The organism is Moorena sp. SIO4A5 (genome assembly GCF_010672005.1).
Taxonomy (GTDB): Bacteria; Cyanobacteriota; Cyanobacteriia; order Cyanobacteriales; family Coleofasciculaceae; genus Moorena.
The window spans coordinates 1-16,656 of the sequence record NZ_JAAHHZ010000016.1 but is presented as its reverse complement, the minus strand read 5'-3'; the positions used below and the strand labels follow the sequence as shown (position 1 = coordinate 16,656).

General features: G+C 43.2%; 14 protein-coding genes and 1 pseudogene. 11 read left to right on the top strand and 4 right to left on the bottom strand.

Translation table 11 applies throughout. The features are described 5' to 3' along the window. The first annotated feature begins 2 nt into the window (after positions 1-2). The 5 genes from F6K57_RS08115 to F6K57_RS08095 all read left to right on the top strand — a co-directional run bounded on the left by F6K57_RS08115 (position 3) and on the right by F6K57_RS08095 (position 6,178). The gene (locus tag F6K57_RS08115; RefSeq protein ID WP_293066395.1) at positions 3-4,859 is read left to right on the top strand and encodes a non-ribosomal peptide synthetase; all 4,857 of its coding nucleotides are present in this window, start codon (positions 3-5) and stop codon (positions 4,857-4,859) included. Beyond that, positions 4,856-5,131 (top strand): BrnA antitoxin family protein, encoded by a 276-nt coding sequence (locus tag F6K57_RS08110; protein ID WP_293066392.1) that lies wholly within the window; start codon positions 4,856-4,858, stop codon positions 5,129-5,131. The genes F6K57_RS08115 and F6K57_RS08110 overlap by 4 nt, the downstream gene beginning before the upstream one ends. Next, positions 5,118-5,264 carry a hypothetical protein gene (locus F6K57_RS08105; RefSeq protein WP_293054923.1) on the top strand — a complete coding sequence of 49 codons (147 nt, stop codon included), beginning with the start codon at positions 5,118-5,120 and terminating at the stop codon, positions 5,262-5,264. Before F6K57_RS08110 ends, F6K57_RS08105 begins: the two co-directional genes overlap by 14 nt. After that, positions 5,264-5,614, top strand: coding sequence for a XisH family protein (locus F6K57_RS08100; protein ID WP_293066389.1), 351 nt, complete (start codon positions 5,264-5,266; stop codon positions 5,612-5,614). Before F6K57_RS08105 ends, F6K57_RS08100 begins: the two co-directional genes overlap by 1 nt. 219 nt (positions 5,615-5,833) lie before the next feature. Next, positions 5,834-6,178: a XisI protein gene (locus F6K57_RS08095; RefSeq protein ID WP_293066386.1), complete on the top strand. Its 345-nt coding sequence runs from the start codon at positions 5,834-5,836 to the stop codon at positions 6,176-6,178. Positions 6,179-6,333: 155 nt separating this feature from the next. On the opposite strand, the pseudogene F6K57_RS08090 reads toward F6K57_RS08095, so the two are convergent. Further along, a pseudogene (locus F6K57_RS08090) lies at positions 6,334-7,392 on the bottom strand (pitrilysin family protein); the annotation flags it as partial. Positions 7,393-7,850: 458 nt separating this feature from the next. Next, on the bottom strand, positions 7,851-9,473 hold the full coding sequence (locus F6K57_RS08085; RefSeq protein ID WP_293066383.1) for a pitrilysin family protein: 1,623 nt from the start codon (positions 9,471-9,473) through the stop codon (positions 7,851-7,853). 845 nt (positions 9,474-10,318) lie between these two features. On the opposite strand from F6K57_RS08085, the gene F6K57_RS08080 reads away from it, so the two are divergent. After that, positions 10,319-10,933, top strand: coding sequence for a TetR/AcrR family transcriptional regulator (locus F6K57_RS08080; RefSeq protein ID WP_293036647.1), 615 nt, complete (start codon positions 10,319-10,321; stop codon positions 10,931-10,933). A 59-nt stretch (positions 10,934-10,992) separates the two neighbouring features. On the opposite strand, the gene F6K57_RS08075 is transcribed toward F6K57_RS08080, so the two are convergent. After that, on the bottom strand, positions 10,993-11,439 hold the full coding sequence (locus F6K57_RS08075) for a DUF4332 domain-containing protein (protein WP_293019798.1): 447 nt from the start codon (positions 11,437-11,439) through the stop codon (positions 10,993-10,995). A 120-nt stretch (positions 11,440-11,559) separates the two neighbouring features. On the opposite strand from F6K57_RS08075, the gene F6K57_RS08070 reads away from it, so the two are divergent. The 3 genes from F6K57_RS08070 (at position 11,560) to F6K57_RS08060 (ending at position 12,369) form a co-directional block, all read left to right on the top strand. Next, complete coding sequence (locus F6K57_RS08070; RefSeq protein WP_293019796.1) at positions 11,560-11,790, top strand: hypothetical protein; 231 nt, start codon at positions 11,560-11,562, stop codon at positions 11,788-11,790. Positions 11,791-11,815: 25 nt separating this feature from the next. Beyond that, complete coding sequence (locus F6K57_RS08065; RefSeq protein WP_293019795.1) at positions 11,816-12,061, top strand: hypothetical protein; 246 nt, start codon at positions 11,816-11,818, stop codon at positions 12,059-12,061. A 65-nt stretch (positions 12,062-12,126) separates the two neighbouring features. Then, positions 12,127-12,369 (top strand): hypothetical protein, encoded by a 243-nt coding sequence (locus F6K57_RS08060; RefSeq protein ID WP_293019794.1) that lies wholly within the window; start codon positions 12,127-12,129, stop codon positions 12,367-12,369. An 85-nt stretch (positions 12,370-12,454) separates the two neighbouring features. On the opposite strand, the gene glcD is transcribed toward F6K57_RS08060, so the two are convergent. Beyond that, positions 12,455-13,918 carry a glycolate oxidase subunit GlcD gene (glcD, locus tag F6K57_RS08055; protein WP_293019793.1) on the bottom strand — a complete coding sequence of 488 codons (1,464 nt, stop codon included), beginning with the start codon at positions 13,916-13,918 and terminating at the stop codon, positions 12,455-12,457. 351 nt (positions 13,919-14,269) lie between these two features. On the opposite strand from glcD, the gene F6K57_RS08050 reads away from it, so the two are divergent. Further along, the gene (locus F6K57_RS08050) at positions 14,270-14,926 is read left to right on the top strand and encodes a GNAT family N-acetyltransferase (protein ID WP_293019791.1); all 657 of its coding nucleotides are present in this window, start codon (positions 14,270-14,272) and stop codon (positions 14,924-14,926) included. Between the two features lie 558 nt (positions 14,927-15,484). Beyond that, complete coding sequence (locus F6K57_RS08045) at positions 15,485-16,066, top strand: hypothetical protein (RefSeq protein WP_293019789.1); 582 nt, start codon at positions 15,485-15,487, stop codon at positions 16,064-16,066. Positions 16,067-16,656: the final 590 nt, after the last annotated feature.

Here is a 16,656-nt window from a genome sequence, read left to right as displayed (position 1 = left end):
TTATGAATAACAACCAGGTAAATATAGTTGAATTTATATCTTGGCTTCACAACCAGGGGATTAATATCTCAACCAACGGTGAAAAACTCCTTTGTCGTGTTAATAAAGGAACTATAACCCCTGCGCTACGCCAACAAATAGCTGAACGTCAAGCAGAAATTATAGTTTTTTTGCAACAAAATGGTCAAGGTTATAATACTAATTACCCACCAATTAAAGCTATTCCTATAGACCAAAAATTACCCCTATCTTTTAGTCAAGAACGACTGTGGTTTATTGATAAACTTGAAGGGTCAAAAGCTCCTTATATTGAGCACGGTGCTTTACAAATCACCGGTAACCTAAATGTGTTAGCCCTAGAACAAGCCTTATCAGAAATAATCAATCGTCACGAAGTACTACGGACAAGTTTCTCCACTATTAATGGCAAACCAATACAAGTAATTGATTCCGACAGCACCATTAACATCAATGTGGTGGACCTACAACAATACCCAGAACCAGAACGGGAGACTATCTTAAAGCAAGAAGTACAACGTGAAGCAACAACTCCCTTTGACTTAGAGGTAGCACCATTAATCCGGTGTAAATTATGGCAACTAGACACCACCGAGTATGTGTTAGTGCTGACCATGCACCACATTGTATCGGATGGTTGGTCAATCGGAATATTAATCGAAGAACTATCAAGTTTATATCAAGCCTTTTGTGCAGGAAGTCCATCCCGGTTACCCAAATTAGCAATTCAATATGCTGACTTTGCCCTTTGGCAAAGACAATGGTTAAGTCAGGAAATCCTAGAAAGGCAACTCAATTATTGGAAAGAGGCATTAGAGGGTGCTCCAAAATTATTACAATTACCCACAGACCATCCTCGTCCCCATGTAATGAGTTACCGGGGGAGTAGTGAAATTTTTAGTTTAAATACTGAATTAACCCAGAAGTTGCAAACCCTGTCTCGAGATAGTGGTACTACCTTATTTATGACTCTGTTAGCGGCGTTTGGGACTTTACTATATCGTTACAGCGGTCAAGAAGATATTTTAATTGGTACACCTATAGCCAATCGCAATCGCCGTGACATAGATCCACTAATTGGCTTCTTTGTCAATACCCTGGTATTGAGAACCCATTTTGACGATAATCCCAGTTTTTCTCAGTTGCTTACACAAGTCAGGGACACCACACTCAAAGCTTATGAACATCAGGATGTACCGTTTGAACAGGTAGTATCCGCATTGCAACCCCAACGGTCTTTGAGTCATTCCCCCCTGTTCCAGGTGATGTTTGTGCTGCAGAATGCACCGATGGGGAAATTAGAGTTACCAGGTCTGAGTTTGAGTCAGTTCAATCAACACAGTACTACCTCTAAGTTTGATTTGACCCTGTCAATGACGGAAACAGAGATGGGATTGGTGGGGACATGGGAGTACAACACGGACTTGTTTGATAGGTCTACTATTAAACGGATGGCTACTCATTTCCAGAACTTGTTGTCAGCAATTGTGGACAATCCCCAACTTTCTGTGGGAGAGTTACCTTTGTTGAGTGAAGGGGAACGTCATCAACTGTTGGTGGAGTGGAATGATACTGCAACGGAATACTCAAAAGAAAAATGTATTCATCTGTTAGTGGAAGAGCAGGTAGAAAAAACACCCGATGCTATAGCTGTGGTGTTTGAGCAAGAACAGTTGACCTACCGTCAATTAAATCAAAGGGCTAACCAACTAGCACATCACCTACTTTCAATGGGAGTAGGACCAGAGGTACTGGTAGGTATTTGTGTTGAACGTTCTGTACAGATGGTGGTAGGACTGTTGGGGATACTCAAGGCTGGTGGTGCTTATGTACCCCTGGATCCTAATTATCCCTCAGAACGACTGAGTTATATGTTAGAAGATTCAGGTGTGGAAGTATTGTTGACTCAACAGTCTCTAGTAGAATCTTTGCCCTCACATAACACACAGATGGTTTATTTGGATAGTGAATGGGGAGCAATTGAGGAATATAGTCAAGATAATCTTGAAGTTGGGGTTGACTCGGATAATTTGGCTTATGTGATTTATACTTCTGGTTCTACTGGTAAACCAAAGGGTGTACAAATTAACCACAAAGCATTGGTGAACTTTATTGAATCAATGCAGCAAAAACCAGGATTAGAATCAACGGATATTTTTCTATCAGTTACTACCTTATCTTTTGATATTGCTGGATTAGAATTATATCTTCCCTTAATTACCGGTGCACGCTTAGTTGTTATAAGCCGAGAAATTGCCACAGATGGAATGCTTTTAGCACAAAGTCTAGACAACTACCAAGTAACTACAATGCAAGCCACTCCGGCAACTTGGAGATTATTGTTAACTGCAGGATGGAAAGGAAACAAACAATTAAAAATTCTATGTGGTGGAGAAGCATTAGATAAAACGGTTGCAGGTGAATTAATTAAAAATAGCCAACATTTATGGAATTTATATGGTCCGACAGAAGCAACTATTTGGTCTACATTAGCTCAATTAGATCATAATTTTAGTGGTTATTTTGTTCCTATTGGAAAAGCCATTAATAATACTAAAATCTACATCCTAGATGGCCATCTCCAACCAGTACCCATAGGAGTACCTGGAGAATTATACATAGGAGGTAATGGACTAGCCCGAGGATACCTCAATCGCCCAGAACTAACGAAAGAAAAATTCATTACCAACCCCTTCTGTAGTTCCAAAACAGAACGACTCTACAAAACAGGAGACCTGGCGAGATACCTACCAGACGGTAACATTGAATTTCTCGGTCGGATCGATAACCAAGTCAAAATTCGAGGCTTCCGTATTGAACTCGGAGAAATCGAAGCAGTCCTGTCCACCCACCCCCACATCCAACAAGCTGCAGTCATTGCCCGAGAAGATATTCCTGGTAACAAACGCTTAGTTGCTTATGTAGTTTGTGAGCAAAACAATCAATCCATTGTCGAAAATCCATTACAATCATCACAGATTGAGCAATGGCAAGGAATATATAATAATATCTACAGTGACGCAGTAGAAATTCAACAAACCAGTTACAACACTCTAGGTTGGAAAAGCAGCTATACAGGTAACCAAATCCCTAAGGAGCAAATGCGTCAATGGGTAGATTCCACTGTTGAAAAAATTATCTTTTGGCAACCCAAACATGTGTTGGAGATCGGTTGTGGCACAGGCATGTTGCTGTTCCAGATTGCTCCTCATTGTTTGAGTTACCATGGTACCGATTTTAGTAAGGTAGCTTTAGATTATGTTCAGCAGCAAATCCAGCCGTTGGAAGATAGCTATTCACATGTAAGCCTAAGCCAAAAACTGGCTGATGATTTTACAGGCATTGAAAAAGGCCGATTCGATGCTGTTATCCTTAACTCAGTTGTGCAGTATTTTCCAAGCATCGATTACCTGATAGAAGTTTTGAAAGGTGCAGTAAATAGTTTAACGAAAGGAGGTTTCCTATTTGTCGGTGATGTTCGCAGCTTGCCATTATTAGAAACGTTTCATACCGCAACTAAGTTTGATCGCGCCTCAGATTCATTAACCATAGACAAATTGAGGCAGCAGGTAAAAACAGCTGTTAAGCAAGAAGAAGAATTGGTGATCGACCCAGCCTTCTTTCTAGCTTTAAGGGAATATATCCCAGAAATAAAACAAGTTCAAATCCAGTTGAAACCTGGGGATTATCAGAATGAGCTAACTAAGTTCCGTTACGATGTAATTCTTCATGTTGGCCAGGAAGTATGTGCCACAGTCACCCCCGAATGGCTTGACTATGATCAAGAGGGTTTAAACTTATCAGCTATCAAACGAATTTTACTAGATAAGAAGCCAGAGGTGGTTGGTATTAAGCACATCCCTAATGCTCGTTTGCAAGAAGAAGTCACACTTGTTCAAGAGCTTGATGACTTCAGGAAACTCGAAACTGTAGGTCAATTGCGTAAGATTTTGCAGGAGAAAAAACACATAGGGGTAGAGCCGGACAATTTATGGAATTTGAAGGATGAATTACCTTATTCGGTACATATTACTTGGTCTGGTACTGGCGGCAATGGTTGCTATGATGCCATCTTTATACGTAATGAATCGGCCTGTGACTCCCAAAGGGTAATTCCAAACTTGGAAGCAACTGTTCCAATCAAAGCCTGGAGTGCTTATGCCAACAATCCCTTAAAGCAAGAATCGAATCGCCATCTGGTTTCACAATTATCTAGCTTCCTCAAAACGAAATTACCAGAATACATGGTGCCCAGTGCCTTAGTGATTTTGGAGACTCTACCGTTAACACCAAATGGCAAAGTAGACCGCAAATCACTACCCGCACCTGATGGGGTTTTCAGCAGAGTTGAGGAATACGTCGCACCACGTACAACCATAGAACTTCAACTGACTCAAATCTGGTCAGAAGTTTTGAATCTCACCTCTGTCGGAGTACAAGATAACTTCTTTGAACTGGGCGGTCATTCCCTTAATGCTGTCCGTCTGATGTCAAACATTAAACAACAATTCCAAATCAATTTACCTTTAGCAACCCTTTTCCAAAGTCCCACCATTGAACAACTAGCCAGCCTTCTGGGTTCTTCAGTAAATACACAAAACCCCATCTTAGTGGGCATTAAAACCAGTGGAAACCAACCTCCATTATTCTGTATTCACCCGGTTGGTGGCAATCTCCTGTGTTATGCAGAGTTAGCTCGTCATTTAGCTCAAGATTATCCAGTATATGGTTTACAATCTCTTGGTTTAGATGGGCAACAGCAACCCTTAACTTCTGTTGAGGAGATGGCATCCCATTATATNTGCTCGTCGCGCCACAAAACAGGAGACAAAAGCTTATGAGAAAGGAATATGATTTTTCTAAAGGAAAACGAGGAGCCGTAATTCCTATCTTAGGAAAAACACGCATTACTATTTATCTCGATGATGAAATTCTTGCCCTATTTCGAGAACAGGCCGAAACGGCTGGAATTGGTTATCAGACTCTAATAAATGAAGCTTTAAAAAAACATCTCCTACTGCCAAATGAGCAACCTCTGACCCAAGGGGATCTACGTCGTATTCTTCGTGAAGAATTATCAGATAAAGTAGGGTGGGCAAATGGACATGATTGATGATGAAATTGCCAAGCTCTCAGAATTTGCCGACCCTACCCTAAGGAATGCTCGCTTTACCCCCTACTTCATTCGTCACCTCCGCCAACACTTTAAATACCACAGGTTTTGTGATGCAAGGGAGCAAGAGTAATGGCAAAAGACTTATTTCATGATGTTGTTAAAAATGCCTTAATTAAAGATGGTTGGCAAATTACCGATGATCCGTTTTTTTTGAAAGTCGGCGGAGTAGAATTTTTTATTGATCTGGGTGCCGAAAAACTAATAGCGGCAGAAAGAAATGGTCAGCGGATTGCAGTGGAAATCAAAAGTTTTATTAATCCCTCCTCTATTACAGACTTCCACCTTGCCATTGGTCAATTCATTAACTATCGAGTAGCCTTAAAGGTAAAAGATCCAGAACGACAATTATTTCTGGCGATTCCCGATACCACCTACCAAAGGTTTTTTCAGAAAGAATTCCCTCAAATTGTTATTCAATAGTACCAACTTAAACTATTATAGCGTTTCTCATACCTTTGAGGTACACATTATTTTTTTTCTCTTCCCTATTCCCTATTCCCTATTCCCTATTCCCTATTCCCTATTCCCTATTCCCTATTCCCTGCTCCGAAGTCCCTGCTCCCTAAAACCCAGAGATTTGTACCTCATGGGTATAATACTTGCTATAAGTTATGACATTGATAATGAGGTAATTGTATCATGGAAAAGCTAGAAAAGCTTCAAACTTATCGCAGCATAATCAAGCAACTACTCAGTCAATATGCCAGTTACAAACCCTCTCATGGTGACATTGAAATTCATAGCATTTTTGATACGGAAAACGACCATTATCAAGTAATGGCCATCGGCTGGGACAAGAAAGAAAGAGTTTATGGCTGTTCAGTTCATTTAGAGATAAAAAATGGCAAGATCTGGATTCAGAATAACAATACTGAATGGGATATTGGTCAAGATATGGTTAATATGAACGTTCCCAAAAATGATATTGTTATTGGGTTTCAGCCACCTTCTATGCGGCAATACTCAGGCTATGGCACAAAGTAAGCATATGCGCTACGCGCACGCTGCGCGAACAGCGGTCAGCGGTCAGCCGTCAGTGCCTACGCGTAGCGTGGCCGTAGGCCAATCGCTCTTGTAGGGTGCTTCGCGGTGAAATGTAACGCACCATCTATATACAAATTGAAACCAAAATATCCTTAAGATTTAATAAAGGGTACCGTGGTTTCAGAGCGAGTTTGTCCCCCAGCAATAAACAAACCCGGATAGTCATAGCGAACACTCCAAACCCCGTAGACCGAGTAAGCTAGACCTTGACGCGATCGCACTTCGTTAAATAGTCTGCCCCCAAATCCATTCATCACCTCATTTAACACAGAAAGGGCGGCGTAGTCAGGGCTATTGAGTTTGCCCCCAATATGTCCCATTTGAATATTACTTTGGGTCAGTTGAGGTTGATCCACAAAAAATATACCCCCTAACTGAGCCTGGGATGCGTCTGGCACCTTTGGCTGTGCTGGCGCAGAGGTAGATTTCCAACTCCCAAATTTCTCCTCAATTAGCGATCGCATTTTTTCGGAGTCAAAATCCCCCACAATACCCAGTATCATATTTTCTGGATATACATACCTCTGTGAGAAAGTGATTAAATCATTACGAGAGATATTGTCTAGATGCTCATACTCTATCGTGCGGGCATAGGGGCTAGTGTCACCGTAGATCAGTTTCCTAAATTCACGAGAAGCAATATCACCGGGATCATCATTGCGGCGGGCAATTTGTCCCGCTAGTTGCTGTTTAGCTAGGGCGAGCTTAGCTCGTGCAAAGGCGGGCTTTTGAATAACTTCAGCAAACAAATCAAAGACCAAGTCCAAATCTTCGCTCAAAGCACTAAAACTCGCACTGCCAGAACTAGTGTCAATACTAGTTTCCACCGAAGCTGCCTTTTCTTCTAACAGCACATTTAACTCATTGCCTGAGTGTTCAGTGGTACCCCCAGTACGCATCACAACTCCCGCCATAGTCGCTAAGCCAATTTTGTCAGCAGGCTCAAGGCGATCGCCGGTGCGAATCATTGCGGTACCACTCACCAAAGGCAGTTCATGGTCTTCCATCAAATAGACCACCATCCCATTGTCTAACTGATAGCGAGTGTAGTCCGGTAGCTGAATTGGTGGTAACGGGTCAAACTCTAATTCATCGTAATGGCGTGGGGTATCAGCTATTGCTGGTAGACGAGACACAAGCACTACCACTAGCATTGTCACTACCAGTAGCCCGATCCATTTCAGGTATTTGGGATTTTGGCTTTTCGATTTTAGATTGGTCATTGGTCATTAGTCATGGGTAATGCGATCAATAGTTGGTGGTTACCAGGTTTAAGGTTAGGAGGTTGAAGGTTAGGAGGTTGAAGGTTGTTCGCGTAGCGTGGCCAATAGGCCAAGGTTAGGAGGTTGAAGGTTGTTCGCGTAGCGTGGCCAATAGGCCAAGGTTAGGAGGTTGAAGGTTGAAAGTTAACCAGTTGTTCGCGTAGCGTGGCCAATAGGCCAAGGTTAAGCGGTTGCCGGTTGCCGATTATACACTTTACCCTTCAACCAAACCACCTACCCTACATCAGATCCCTGGGCATGAACAACGAAACAACATTCAACCTTCAACCTTCTCACCTTCAACCTTCTCACCTTCAACCTTCAACTGAGAGCAACCTTGAAGCGTTTAGCTACTCAATTGGTAAAATCCGTCCAATCGTGCGGTTTTCTGGTCGAAAAGTTGCCTGAGCCACTCGCTGAATGTCTGCTGCACTCACTGCCTCTATATCTTCTATTTCCTTGAACAAGTTACGCCAATCACCGGTTTTGACCTCATAGGTTGCCAAATTTCTGGCCATACCCATATTGGAATCAAGCGATCGCAATAGGCTAGCCCTTGCCTGAGTTTTTACCCGTTCCAATTCTTGGGGTGAAACTAGTTCAGTTTTGAGCTTTTCAATGTCTTCTGCCAATGCACTTGCCACCTCTTCTACCGTGTGTCCTGGTGCAGTGAGGGCATAGAACAACATTAAATTAGGATATTTATCACCAGGAAAGCCACTAAACCCTGCCGCCGATAGGGCTACTTGTTTCCCTTCTACCAAAGACTTATATAGGCGAGAGGTTCGACCATCACTCAGCAAATTGCCCATAATTTCATAAACCACATGGTCAGGATGGGTAATCCCTGGTCGATGGTATCCTTCCAAATACCAGGGTTGGGAGGGTAATTTCAAGGTAACTTCCTTGGTTTCGGACTGTGGTGGTTCTACCGTAGTGACTTTAGGAATTTCCTTTTGATGGTTGTAGCGTCCAAAGTAGACTTTAGCTAGCCGTTTCACCTGCTTTGGATCCACATCTCCCGCAATAGCTACAGTTAAGTTATTCGGACTATAGTAAGTGTCAAAAAACTCCTGAACATCTTGGCGAGTAAGATTGCGAATGTCTTTGTTGTAGCCAATCACCGGACGCCGATAAGGGTGCTTGGTATAGGCAGTATCCAAGAACGCCTCAATCATTTGACCGATCGGAGAGTTATCAGTGCGCAGACGACGCTCTTCGAGGATTACCTCTTGTTCCTTATAAAATTCTCGAAATACCGGCTCAAGGAAGCGTTCTGACTCTAGGGACATCCACAGCTCTAATTTGTTCGATGGCAAGCTGTAGAAGTACACCGTATAATCCGTAGACGTTGCGGCATTCAAGCCCACGCCTCCTGATTGCTCAATAATCTGACCCAACTCATTTTGCTGGACATACTTAGCCGCCTCAGCTTCGACTTCGGCAAACTCTTCCTTTAACTTAGCCACCTCTGCCTCATTCCCAGTGGCTTGATATTCTTTAATTTGTTTCTTCAACTCGTCCAACTTGTCTAGCAGAATTTTTTCTGCCTCATAGTTGGTAGTACCAATCCGGGTGGTACCTTTAAACGCTAAATGTTCTAAGAAGTGAGCCACACCGGTTTTGCCATCCGGTTCATCCACACCCCCTACATCGGCATAAGTAAAAAGAGAAACTACTGGTGCTTCGTGGTTTTCTAGGACAATGAACTTCATGCCATTATCCAGGGTAAACTCAGTTACCCGTTCGATCACCCGGTCTAGATAGGGTTGGATTGAGGTTGAGGGTGATGCTGGGGTTTCAGTACGGGCTAATGCGATAGTCGAGCATGTTCCCCAGATTAGGATTGCTGCCCCCAGATAAGATAAAATCGATAGGGACTTGATAGATCCTGTCTTGAATAAGCACCGAAGTGGTCTTAAGTGATCAGCAACACGCTGGAGAAACACGACCAATCCATTCTGTTTAATCATACAAGGGTGGCAGTAACGAACTTACAGAACTCTCCCACAACGCCCACCGCTTTCTAGGGTGGGATTTAGTGGTACCGCCTTTAGGCGGCGTGAGGTTAACAACTAATAAGCTAGCGTCTCTTCATCAAGTGTTTGACACTCCCCGCCGAAGTAAGAACGGGGATTCTTAGTTCTACGACACGCCTTAAAATTAGCTATCCTGAAAGGCAATATTCAAGCCAAATACCCGTTCAATCAGCAACCAAGCATCAAGCCTAACTTAACTAATCCCAGTGGGCTTATCTCCCTAAGCGCTAGGTACTAGGAGTGTCTAATATAACTGTTTCTCCCTTCCCTCGTTCCCGTGTGCCCCACGGTACGTTATATATTTTGAATTTGCTACTTTACTGGTTTTCGGTATCCGTTAAGACCCATGCGTTTTAGCGGTGCGACCCGTGGCGAATTTAATTAGCCGTTCGCGAAGCGTCTCCTACGGAGAACGGAAAGCGCACCGGCGAGGTTTTTCGCGCCTCGTGTACTAGCATTTTGCGTGGAACGGGCATCCTGCCCGTAATTGTCGTTATTGAATCAGGTAGTACCGACGAATCCTACCTGTGCGCTTTCTACACAATTATTGTATTATAAACCTTTGCCTTGACAAATTCCGGAAAAATCGCCCGTTTATGGGCACCTCAAGTAGCGTGGCCAAAGGCCAGCTTGAAACCCAAATTTTTGGTCACAATCAAGGCATGATTACCATCACCTACTACTAGAAGCTCAAGCCAACTCTGTCTCAAATTTGACAATTATGGGGTGAAGTGTTGGACAATTTGGATAATAGCGCTACAAGTTTCATTTTGACACCCATGGGAATAATTAATCAGCCAACTCAGTCAGAGACAGAGACCAGGCAACGTATCCTGAGAGCAGCACGACGTTTGTTTGCCAGTCGAGGTTATAACGGGACAACCACCAGGGAGTTAGCCAGTACTGCTGGGGTCGCTGAAGGTACCCTATTTCGTCATTTTGAAAACAAAAAGGCAATTCTGATAGAAGTCGCCACCCAGGGTTGGGTAGACATTCTCACCGATTTGCTCACGGAACTCAGTGAAATGGGCAGCTATAAAGCAGTAGCACAGATGATGCGGCGGCGAATGATGCGTATGGGTGAGAATGCGGATCTGATGCGAGTATGCTTTATGGAAGCCCAATTCCACCCAGAATTGCGCGATCGCATTCAGTCAGAAGTAATTATTAAAATGACGGATGTGGCTGAAGCCTTTTTTGAAACCGCCATTGAGCGAGGCATTTATCGCCCTATGAACCCTAATATTTTGGCTCAGGTGTTCTTGGGCATGTTTGCCGTTGCTGGTTTCAGTCACAATACCATCCTCGATTCAGATGCCTCCCCCAAAGAGATTCAAGAAATGGCAGAAGGCATTGCTGATATTTTCCTCAATGGAGTGTTGGTGAAGGAATAGAGTAGGAATCCCTGAAAATCACAAATTGAAAATGCCAATTGACCATTAAAAATTAAAAATTACCAATGACGAACTAAATCTCGTGCTTGTTTAGTCCATCGTGCCACCTGATCAACACCAGGGCAAAGGTCTCGGCGCTGCATGGTTGCTACCTGTAGGCGTAAAATATTTTGGTGCAAGCGGTGAGGGGGAGTCTGAGCTAGTTGGGTTAAAGAGCATATTCCTGCATGTAACACTAGTCCACAATATTGGCAGCCAATGCTAGGGATACGGGCTAAATCTGCTAGGGCGACCCATTTATTGACGTACTGAGTCTTAACCTTTAACTGGTTAGCTAGCGCTTGTTTAGCTTGGCCAGTGCTTGCCTTTTCGAGCAACTCCCTAGTGGTGGTAATCCCCAATGCTTTGAGTTTTGATTGATCTTGAATACTTAATCCGGGCAACTGCTCAATTGACCAGTCACTGACTTGGGTAGATCTCGGATGAATTTTCGATTTAGTAGACATCTAGACTACCGGGAAATGATGCTTCTAGATTAATCCAGCCGACACCGAACCGCAACAGGGGACTCATACCTTATAGCAGTTCTCTATTGGGTGAGATACCTCGCCCTTGGAGTTGGGAGTATGGAAAGGGCAGAGAGAGTGTGGGAAGTGTGGGGAGATGGGGAAATGGGGAGATGGGGACTCAGATCAGCAACTGGGGTGGAAACCACGCTCAACCTTCAACAAACCACCATACATCAGTATCCGGATCTCGGTTCGGTGGAAATGAATACTGGCTTAGTGTCAAAACCTGCCAGATCACATTTGTGCTTCCAAGAAACTGATGCAAAATATATGGACTTCTGTGGATAAGCTTGGTAAAGCTTTACTAGGGCATATGTGGAGAAGTGTATACCTGAGCTTTCAGGATGCGATCGCTCTGCTTGTAATCCTCTACATTCCTAGTTTAATCGGGCAGTTAATTCTCTCCAACACCTTCTTAGATTTTAGTGTTTGTCTAGATAGTACCATTGGTGTCCAATTTTATGCCAGCTTAATCATCGGTGCCGCTAATTTTTTGCTCTGGATCCTGATTGCTGGTCGCATAATTGGTCGTTTGTGGGCACATTTCAATAATTTTTAATCTCATTAAACTTTTAATTATAACATTTTTAAATCGGTTGAGGTATTTTCCTTCTTGGTTTTAGAATGAAGTTAAGCCGTAACAAAATTACTTTGGAGCAGGAAGCCAAAGCTGGATTGAATTCCCTACTCCAGCAAACAGCTCAAGTTGGGAGTTTTTTTTTCGTCTTGCTGTTAATCAGTCTTGGTAATCCTTCAGGATTAGTCGTCAGTTTGAGTTTTTTGTGGGGAATTGCCTTTGTGGCTTGGCAAGAAAATCAGCGACTGACTGGGAACCGCAAAAGGCAAAAGGCAAAAGGCAAAAGGTAATTTTTTTGCCTAATCTCAACCTAACTCGAAGCTCCTGAGTCCTGGATAAGGAACGAAGGCTCATGTCGAACTCACAAAACTTGGTTTAAAAACGCTCGATAGACTCAAATTCCTTGATTTTTCTGGCATTTGCTGCCTCTCCACAAGTCCGGGGTGTCGGAAATACCTTGCCTGGATTGGCTAAACCCTTGGGATTGAATACCTGATTAACCCATTTCATCGTTTCCAAGTCCACCTTAGTGAACATATCTGGCATAAAACAGTTCTTATCCGCACCAATCCCATGTTCCCCAGATATACTACCCCCTGCTTTCACACAGAGTTTGAGGATTTCGCCACCAACATTTTCTACCTCTTCTAATGCCCCAGGCACCTTTTCATCGTACAAGATTAGGGGGTGTAGATTTCCATCACCCGCATGGAATACGTTAGCTATTGTGTACCCAGATTTCTCGCTTAATGCCTCAATCTCCCTCAAAACCCCGGCTAACTCAGTGCGAGGAATCACCCCATCTTGGACGAAATAATTGGGACTGATCTTCCCTGCCGCAGCAAAAGCAGCCTTGCGACCTTTCCATAATTTCAGGCGGGTTTCTTCGTCACTAGCCGTAGTGATATTTCTTGCCCCATTCTGTTTACACAGTTGGGCAACCCGCTGTTTATTAGTGTCCACTTCTACCTTTAAGCCATCCAGTTCTACGAGCAATATTGCTCCAGCATCCCTCGGATAACAACCTGTTGCCACTATGTCCTCTACCGCATTGATGCTGAGATTATCCATCATTTCCATACCCGCAGGAATGATTCCAGCACCAATAATGTCAGTAACCGCAGTACCAGCAGCTTCAATGCTAGTAAAGTCCGCTAGGAGGACACAAATTGATTCTGGTCTCTTGAGGATGCGCAGCGTAATTTCTGTAGCGATCCCCAAGGTGCCTTCGGAACCAACAAATAAGCCAGTTAGGTCGTAACCAGGCATTTCTTGAACTGATCCCCCTACATCCACGATTGAACCGTCAGGAAGAACCAATTTTAATCCCATGACGTGATTAGTGGTCACGCCATATTTGAGGCAATGGACACCACCAGAGTTCTCAGCCACATTGCCACCAATGGAACAAATAATTTGACTGGAGGGATCAGGGGCATAATAGAAACCCGCACCACTGACTGCTTGGGTCACCCAGTTGTTGATTAAGCCCGGTTGTACTACGATTCGCTGATTTTCCAGGTCAATGTCCAGGATACCCTTCATGAGGGCAGTGACAATCAACACACCATCTTCTATAGGTAGAGCACCACCGGATAATCCTGTGCCAGCCCCCCGTGCCACCCAAGGGATAGAATAGCGATCGCATATCTTAAGCACCTCTGAGACTTGTTCGGTAGTTCGTGGTAGCACTACTACCGCTGGTCGTTGGCGATAGCTGGCCAGACCATCACATTCATAGGTCAACAATTCTTCACGACGTTGAACCACACCATTTTTGCCTACTATCGCCACAAATTTCTTAATGATTGGGGTCCAGTCAGTCTTATGATTCGTCATGTTTCAATAGCGATAGAATAATGTGAACTACCTGACGTTGAAGAATTTCTAGTTGAAGGTGGTCGGGAATGACTTAAGCTAATCCCGTCAGCCGATTTTGCTCAAACTGGTCAAAAAGGTATTAATTATTAAGTATAACGTTTAATGTCTCCTATTTACCTTACTATTTACCTGACCTGAAATGGGGTAAATAGTTTCGAGCTCAATTGCTCATACCTGATTCAAAGTGCTTAGCCATATACCTTCTGCTCCCTTCAATCTACGGGAAGCTAAGGGGTAAATTAGAACCCCTTCGGCGTATAGTCTACATACTTTAGTTAGAGTTTACCATTCCCAAATAATTTTGTAGTTGTGGATTCCTGCTTTTCTTTCTTAACCCTTCATAAATCTGTCCCTACTGGTCAAGATACCTTGGCTGGTGGTATATCTCAAGTCACTATACGTGATGCTCAATTTGAGGATATCAGCACTCTAGCAGATATTCTTGCAGATAGCTTTCACCCTCAAAAAGGGCTGATCAGCTGGGTTCACCCTCTATTAAGACTGGGTATTTACGAAGATTTGCGCCACAGACTGCGATCTAGTTTACCCCATTACCTGTGTTTAGTCGCCGTCACTACCGTTTCCGGTTCTGCTGGTACCAGTGAGATGCTAGCTGGTACTGTAGAGCTAACACTCCGTTCTCGCTATTGCTGGCCAAAGCCCAACTGCCAACATCTTTACCTCTCCAATCTGGCTGTCAGAAAGTCTTGTCGGCGGCAAGGAGTCGGAGAAAATTTGCTCTTGGCTTGTGAGCAAACTGCCCTAGAATGGGGCTTTCAAGACCTCTACTTGCATGTTTTGGAAAACAATTATCAGGCCAGGCAACTTTATCTCAAGAGGGGATATGAACTGCATCGGGTAGAACCAAGCTATACCGGAGGATTGCTTAGGCTTCCCAAACGCTTGCTCTTACACAAGCAGATTAATCCTGCTGGTCTTAGTTCACCGGGTCAGAGTCTGTCTTAGTAGGCTGAATTTCGTCATAATGGAGTTATCAAGCTGACCAATAACACATACATTTGGTGATTTATCACATTGACAAAACAAACAAAATATGTAATACAACATTTTGGCTGCTGACTATCTGTAGCAGAGTATCTTTTTTGTAACAGAACAAAAATGGGGTTATTGATAAAGTTTTCAAGAAAATTGGTTTTTGAAGACCTTGCCCGGATCGAAATTTAGTTTATTTGTGCTACGGTCTACTTGTAAATCCCATGAGATCTACCCTAGTAAACCACAAAAGTTGCTTTATACCAATAAATTGTAGCTATTGATACCAATAATCTAGAATTTAGGATCTAGCCATACAAAGTTTTGGTGTCTTGAAGCCATTTTGAGGTGTTTTTTGATAACTAGTAACTTAGGTTAAACCCAAGTTTATAGTTGGAAATGGTAGTTGAACAAGACTTGACTCTCCGTTTTGTGTATTTTCAAAAATTTACAGCTATTTTAAGGAAAGCGGATCGGGGCTTTTAGCTTGGGTGCTTACCTGCTCTAAGATATTACGCCATATAGTTTCAGATGGAGAGTGAATACCAACACTATTACCAGATAGCTCTTTACCCAAAGGAGGTGGTTGCTCACAACCAGGGTCTCGCCAATCCTCAACCCCTAAGTGGCATGAACCAGGAAAGCCTGAACCTCTGCAAGAATCAGATGAGAGACTCACAGCCATCAGAAATTCTCTCGCAATTTCGGGATAAACAATTGTTAATTGTTAATAGTAGGCGTCGCAATGGCCTAATCATATATAAGCACTACCATGCAGAATTCGCAGGACCAGGTTCGGCTGTAGGAGGAATATTTGATCTTGATTGTCAGGGAGTAGTCCCAGTGGGCAATCTATCATTGGTTTCTCCAGAATCAGCTGAAGAGCGACGGCGTGCTTATTTGATTCGGCGGCAATGGATTCGACTGACTAAACAAATTACAGAATATCCAAGTCCTATACAACGAACCCAACAGATTCTTGAACAGTTTGAGGGATTTGGTTTTGATGCCAACACTATTGCCCAACTGCCAGATGAAGCCTTTGCTCTGCTGGTAGGGGTTTTGCCCTATACAATCAGGAAGGTACGTAACGCCCCTCACCATGAGCATTAAGTCTGGAATCCTTTGGCTGATGCTGATCGTCTCAATTGATTATAAAATTTCTAAATTTAGATTTAGATCTGCGGAATCCCCCCAGCTACCGGTCTCCCGAAGCATTATTTAACTTCAATGATTAGAGCAACTAGCGCTATAGTAGGTAATGGGTAATGGGTAATGGGTAATGGGTAATGGGTAATGGGTAATGGGTAATGGGTAATGGGTAATGGGTAATGGGTAAGAGAGAATTGTGCCAAACCCCTACCTATCACCATTTACTGTTCACCATGGATTATCCTGGCTGCCATCCGATCAGGCTCTGTAGTTGGCGAATAGAGCAATTTCAGCTATAACAGCCCATAGGGTATTTGGCGGGCTTGTCGAAATAATGGAGATAGTTGATTATTATCTAAACTATCTAAGGAATTGTCGGTGTTTAGCCAGTTGGTTACTATGAATGATTTTGACATACTTAAAAAAACTATCGATCGCCTAAGAAGCGAACGAGATGATCTCAAGAAAGAACTAGATACCTACCGAAGTTATCTGGATAAGCGCTCTACAGATATCAGAGCTTTAATTTATACAGAATTACAACTATTTTC

What these genes read in the sequence shown, in the direction of transcription:
- F6K57_RS08110 (WP_293066392.1), top strand. Translation starts at nt 4,856, where the DNA reads ATGAGAAAGGAATATGATTTTTCTAAAGGAAAACGAGGAGCCGTAATT.
- F6K57_RS08105 (WP_293054923.1), top strand. Translation starts at nt 5,118, where the DNA reads ATGGACATGATTGATGATGAAATTGCCAAGCTCTCAGAATTTGCCGAC.
- F6K57_RS08100 (WP_293066389.1), top strand. Translation starts at nt 5,264, where the DNA reads ATGGCAAAAGACTTATTTCATGATGTTGTTAAAAATGCCTTAATTAAA.
- F6K57_RS08095 (WP_293066386.1), top strand. Translation starts at nt 5,834, where the DNA reads ATGGAAAAGCTAGAAAAGCTTCAAACTTATCGCAGCATAATCAAGCAA.
- F6K57_RS08085 (WP_293066383.1), bottom strand. Translation starts at nt 9,473, where the DNA reads ATGATTAAACAGAATGGATTGGTCGTGTTTCTCCAGCGTGTTGCTGAT.
- F6K57_RS08080 (WP_293036647.1), top strand. Translation starts at nt 10,319, where the DNA reads ATGGGAATAATTAATCAGCCAACTCAGTCAGAGACAGAGACCAGGCAA.
- F6K57_RS08075 (WP_293019798.1), bottom strand. Translation starts at nt 11,439, where the DNA reads ATGTCTACTAAATCGAAAATTCATCCGAGATCTACCCAAGTCAGTGAC.
- F6K57_RS08070 (WP_293019796.1), top strand. Translation starts at nt 11,560, where the DNA reads ATGGAAAGGGCAGAGAGAGTGTGGGAAGTGTGGGGAGATGGGGAAATG.
- F6K57_RS08065 (WP_293019795.1), top strand. Translation starts at nt 11,816, where the DNA reads ATGTGGAGAAGTGTATACCTGAGCTTTCAGGATGCGATCGCTCTGCTT.
- F6K57_RS08060 (WP_293019794.1), top strand. Translation starts at nt 12,127, where the DNA reads ATGAAGTTAAGCCGTAACAAAATTACTTTGGAGCAGGAAGCCAAAGCT.
- glcD (WP_293019793.1), bottom strand. Translation starts at nt 13,918, where the DNA reads ATGACGAATCATAAGACTGACTGGACCCCAATCATTAAGAAATTTGTG.
- F6K57_RS08045 (WP_293019789.1), top strand. Translation starts at nt 15,485, where the DNA reads ATGGAGAGTGAATACCAACACTATTACCAGATAGCTCTTTACCCAAAG.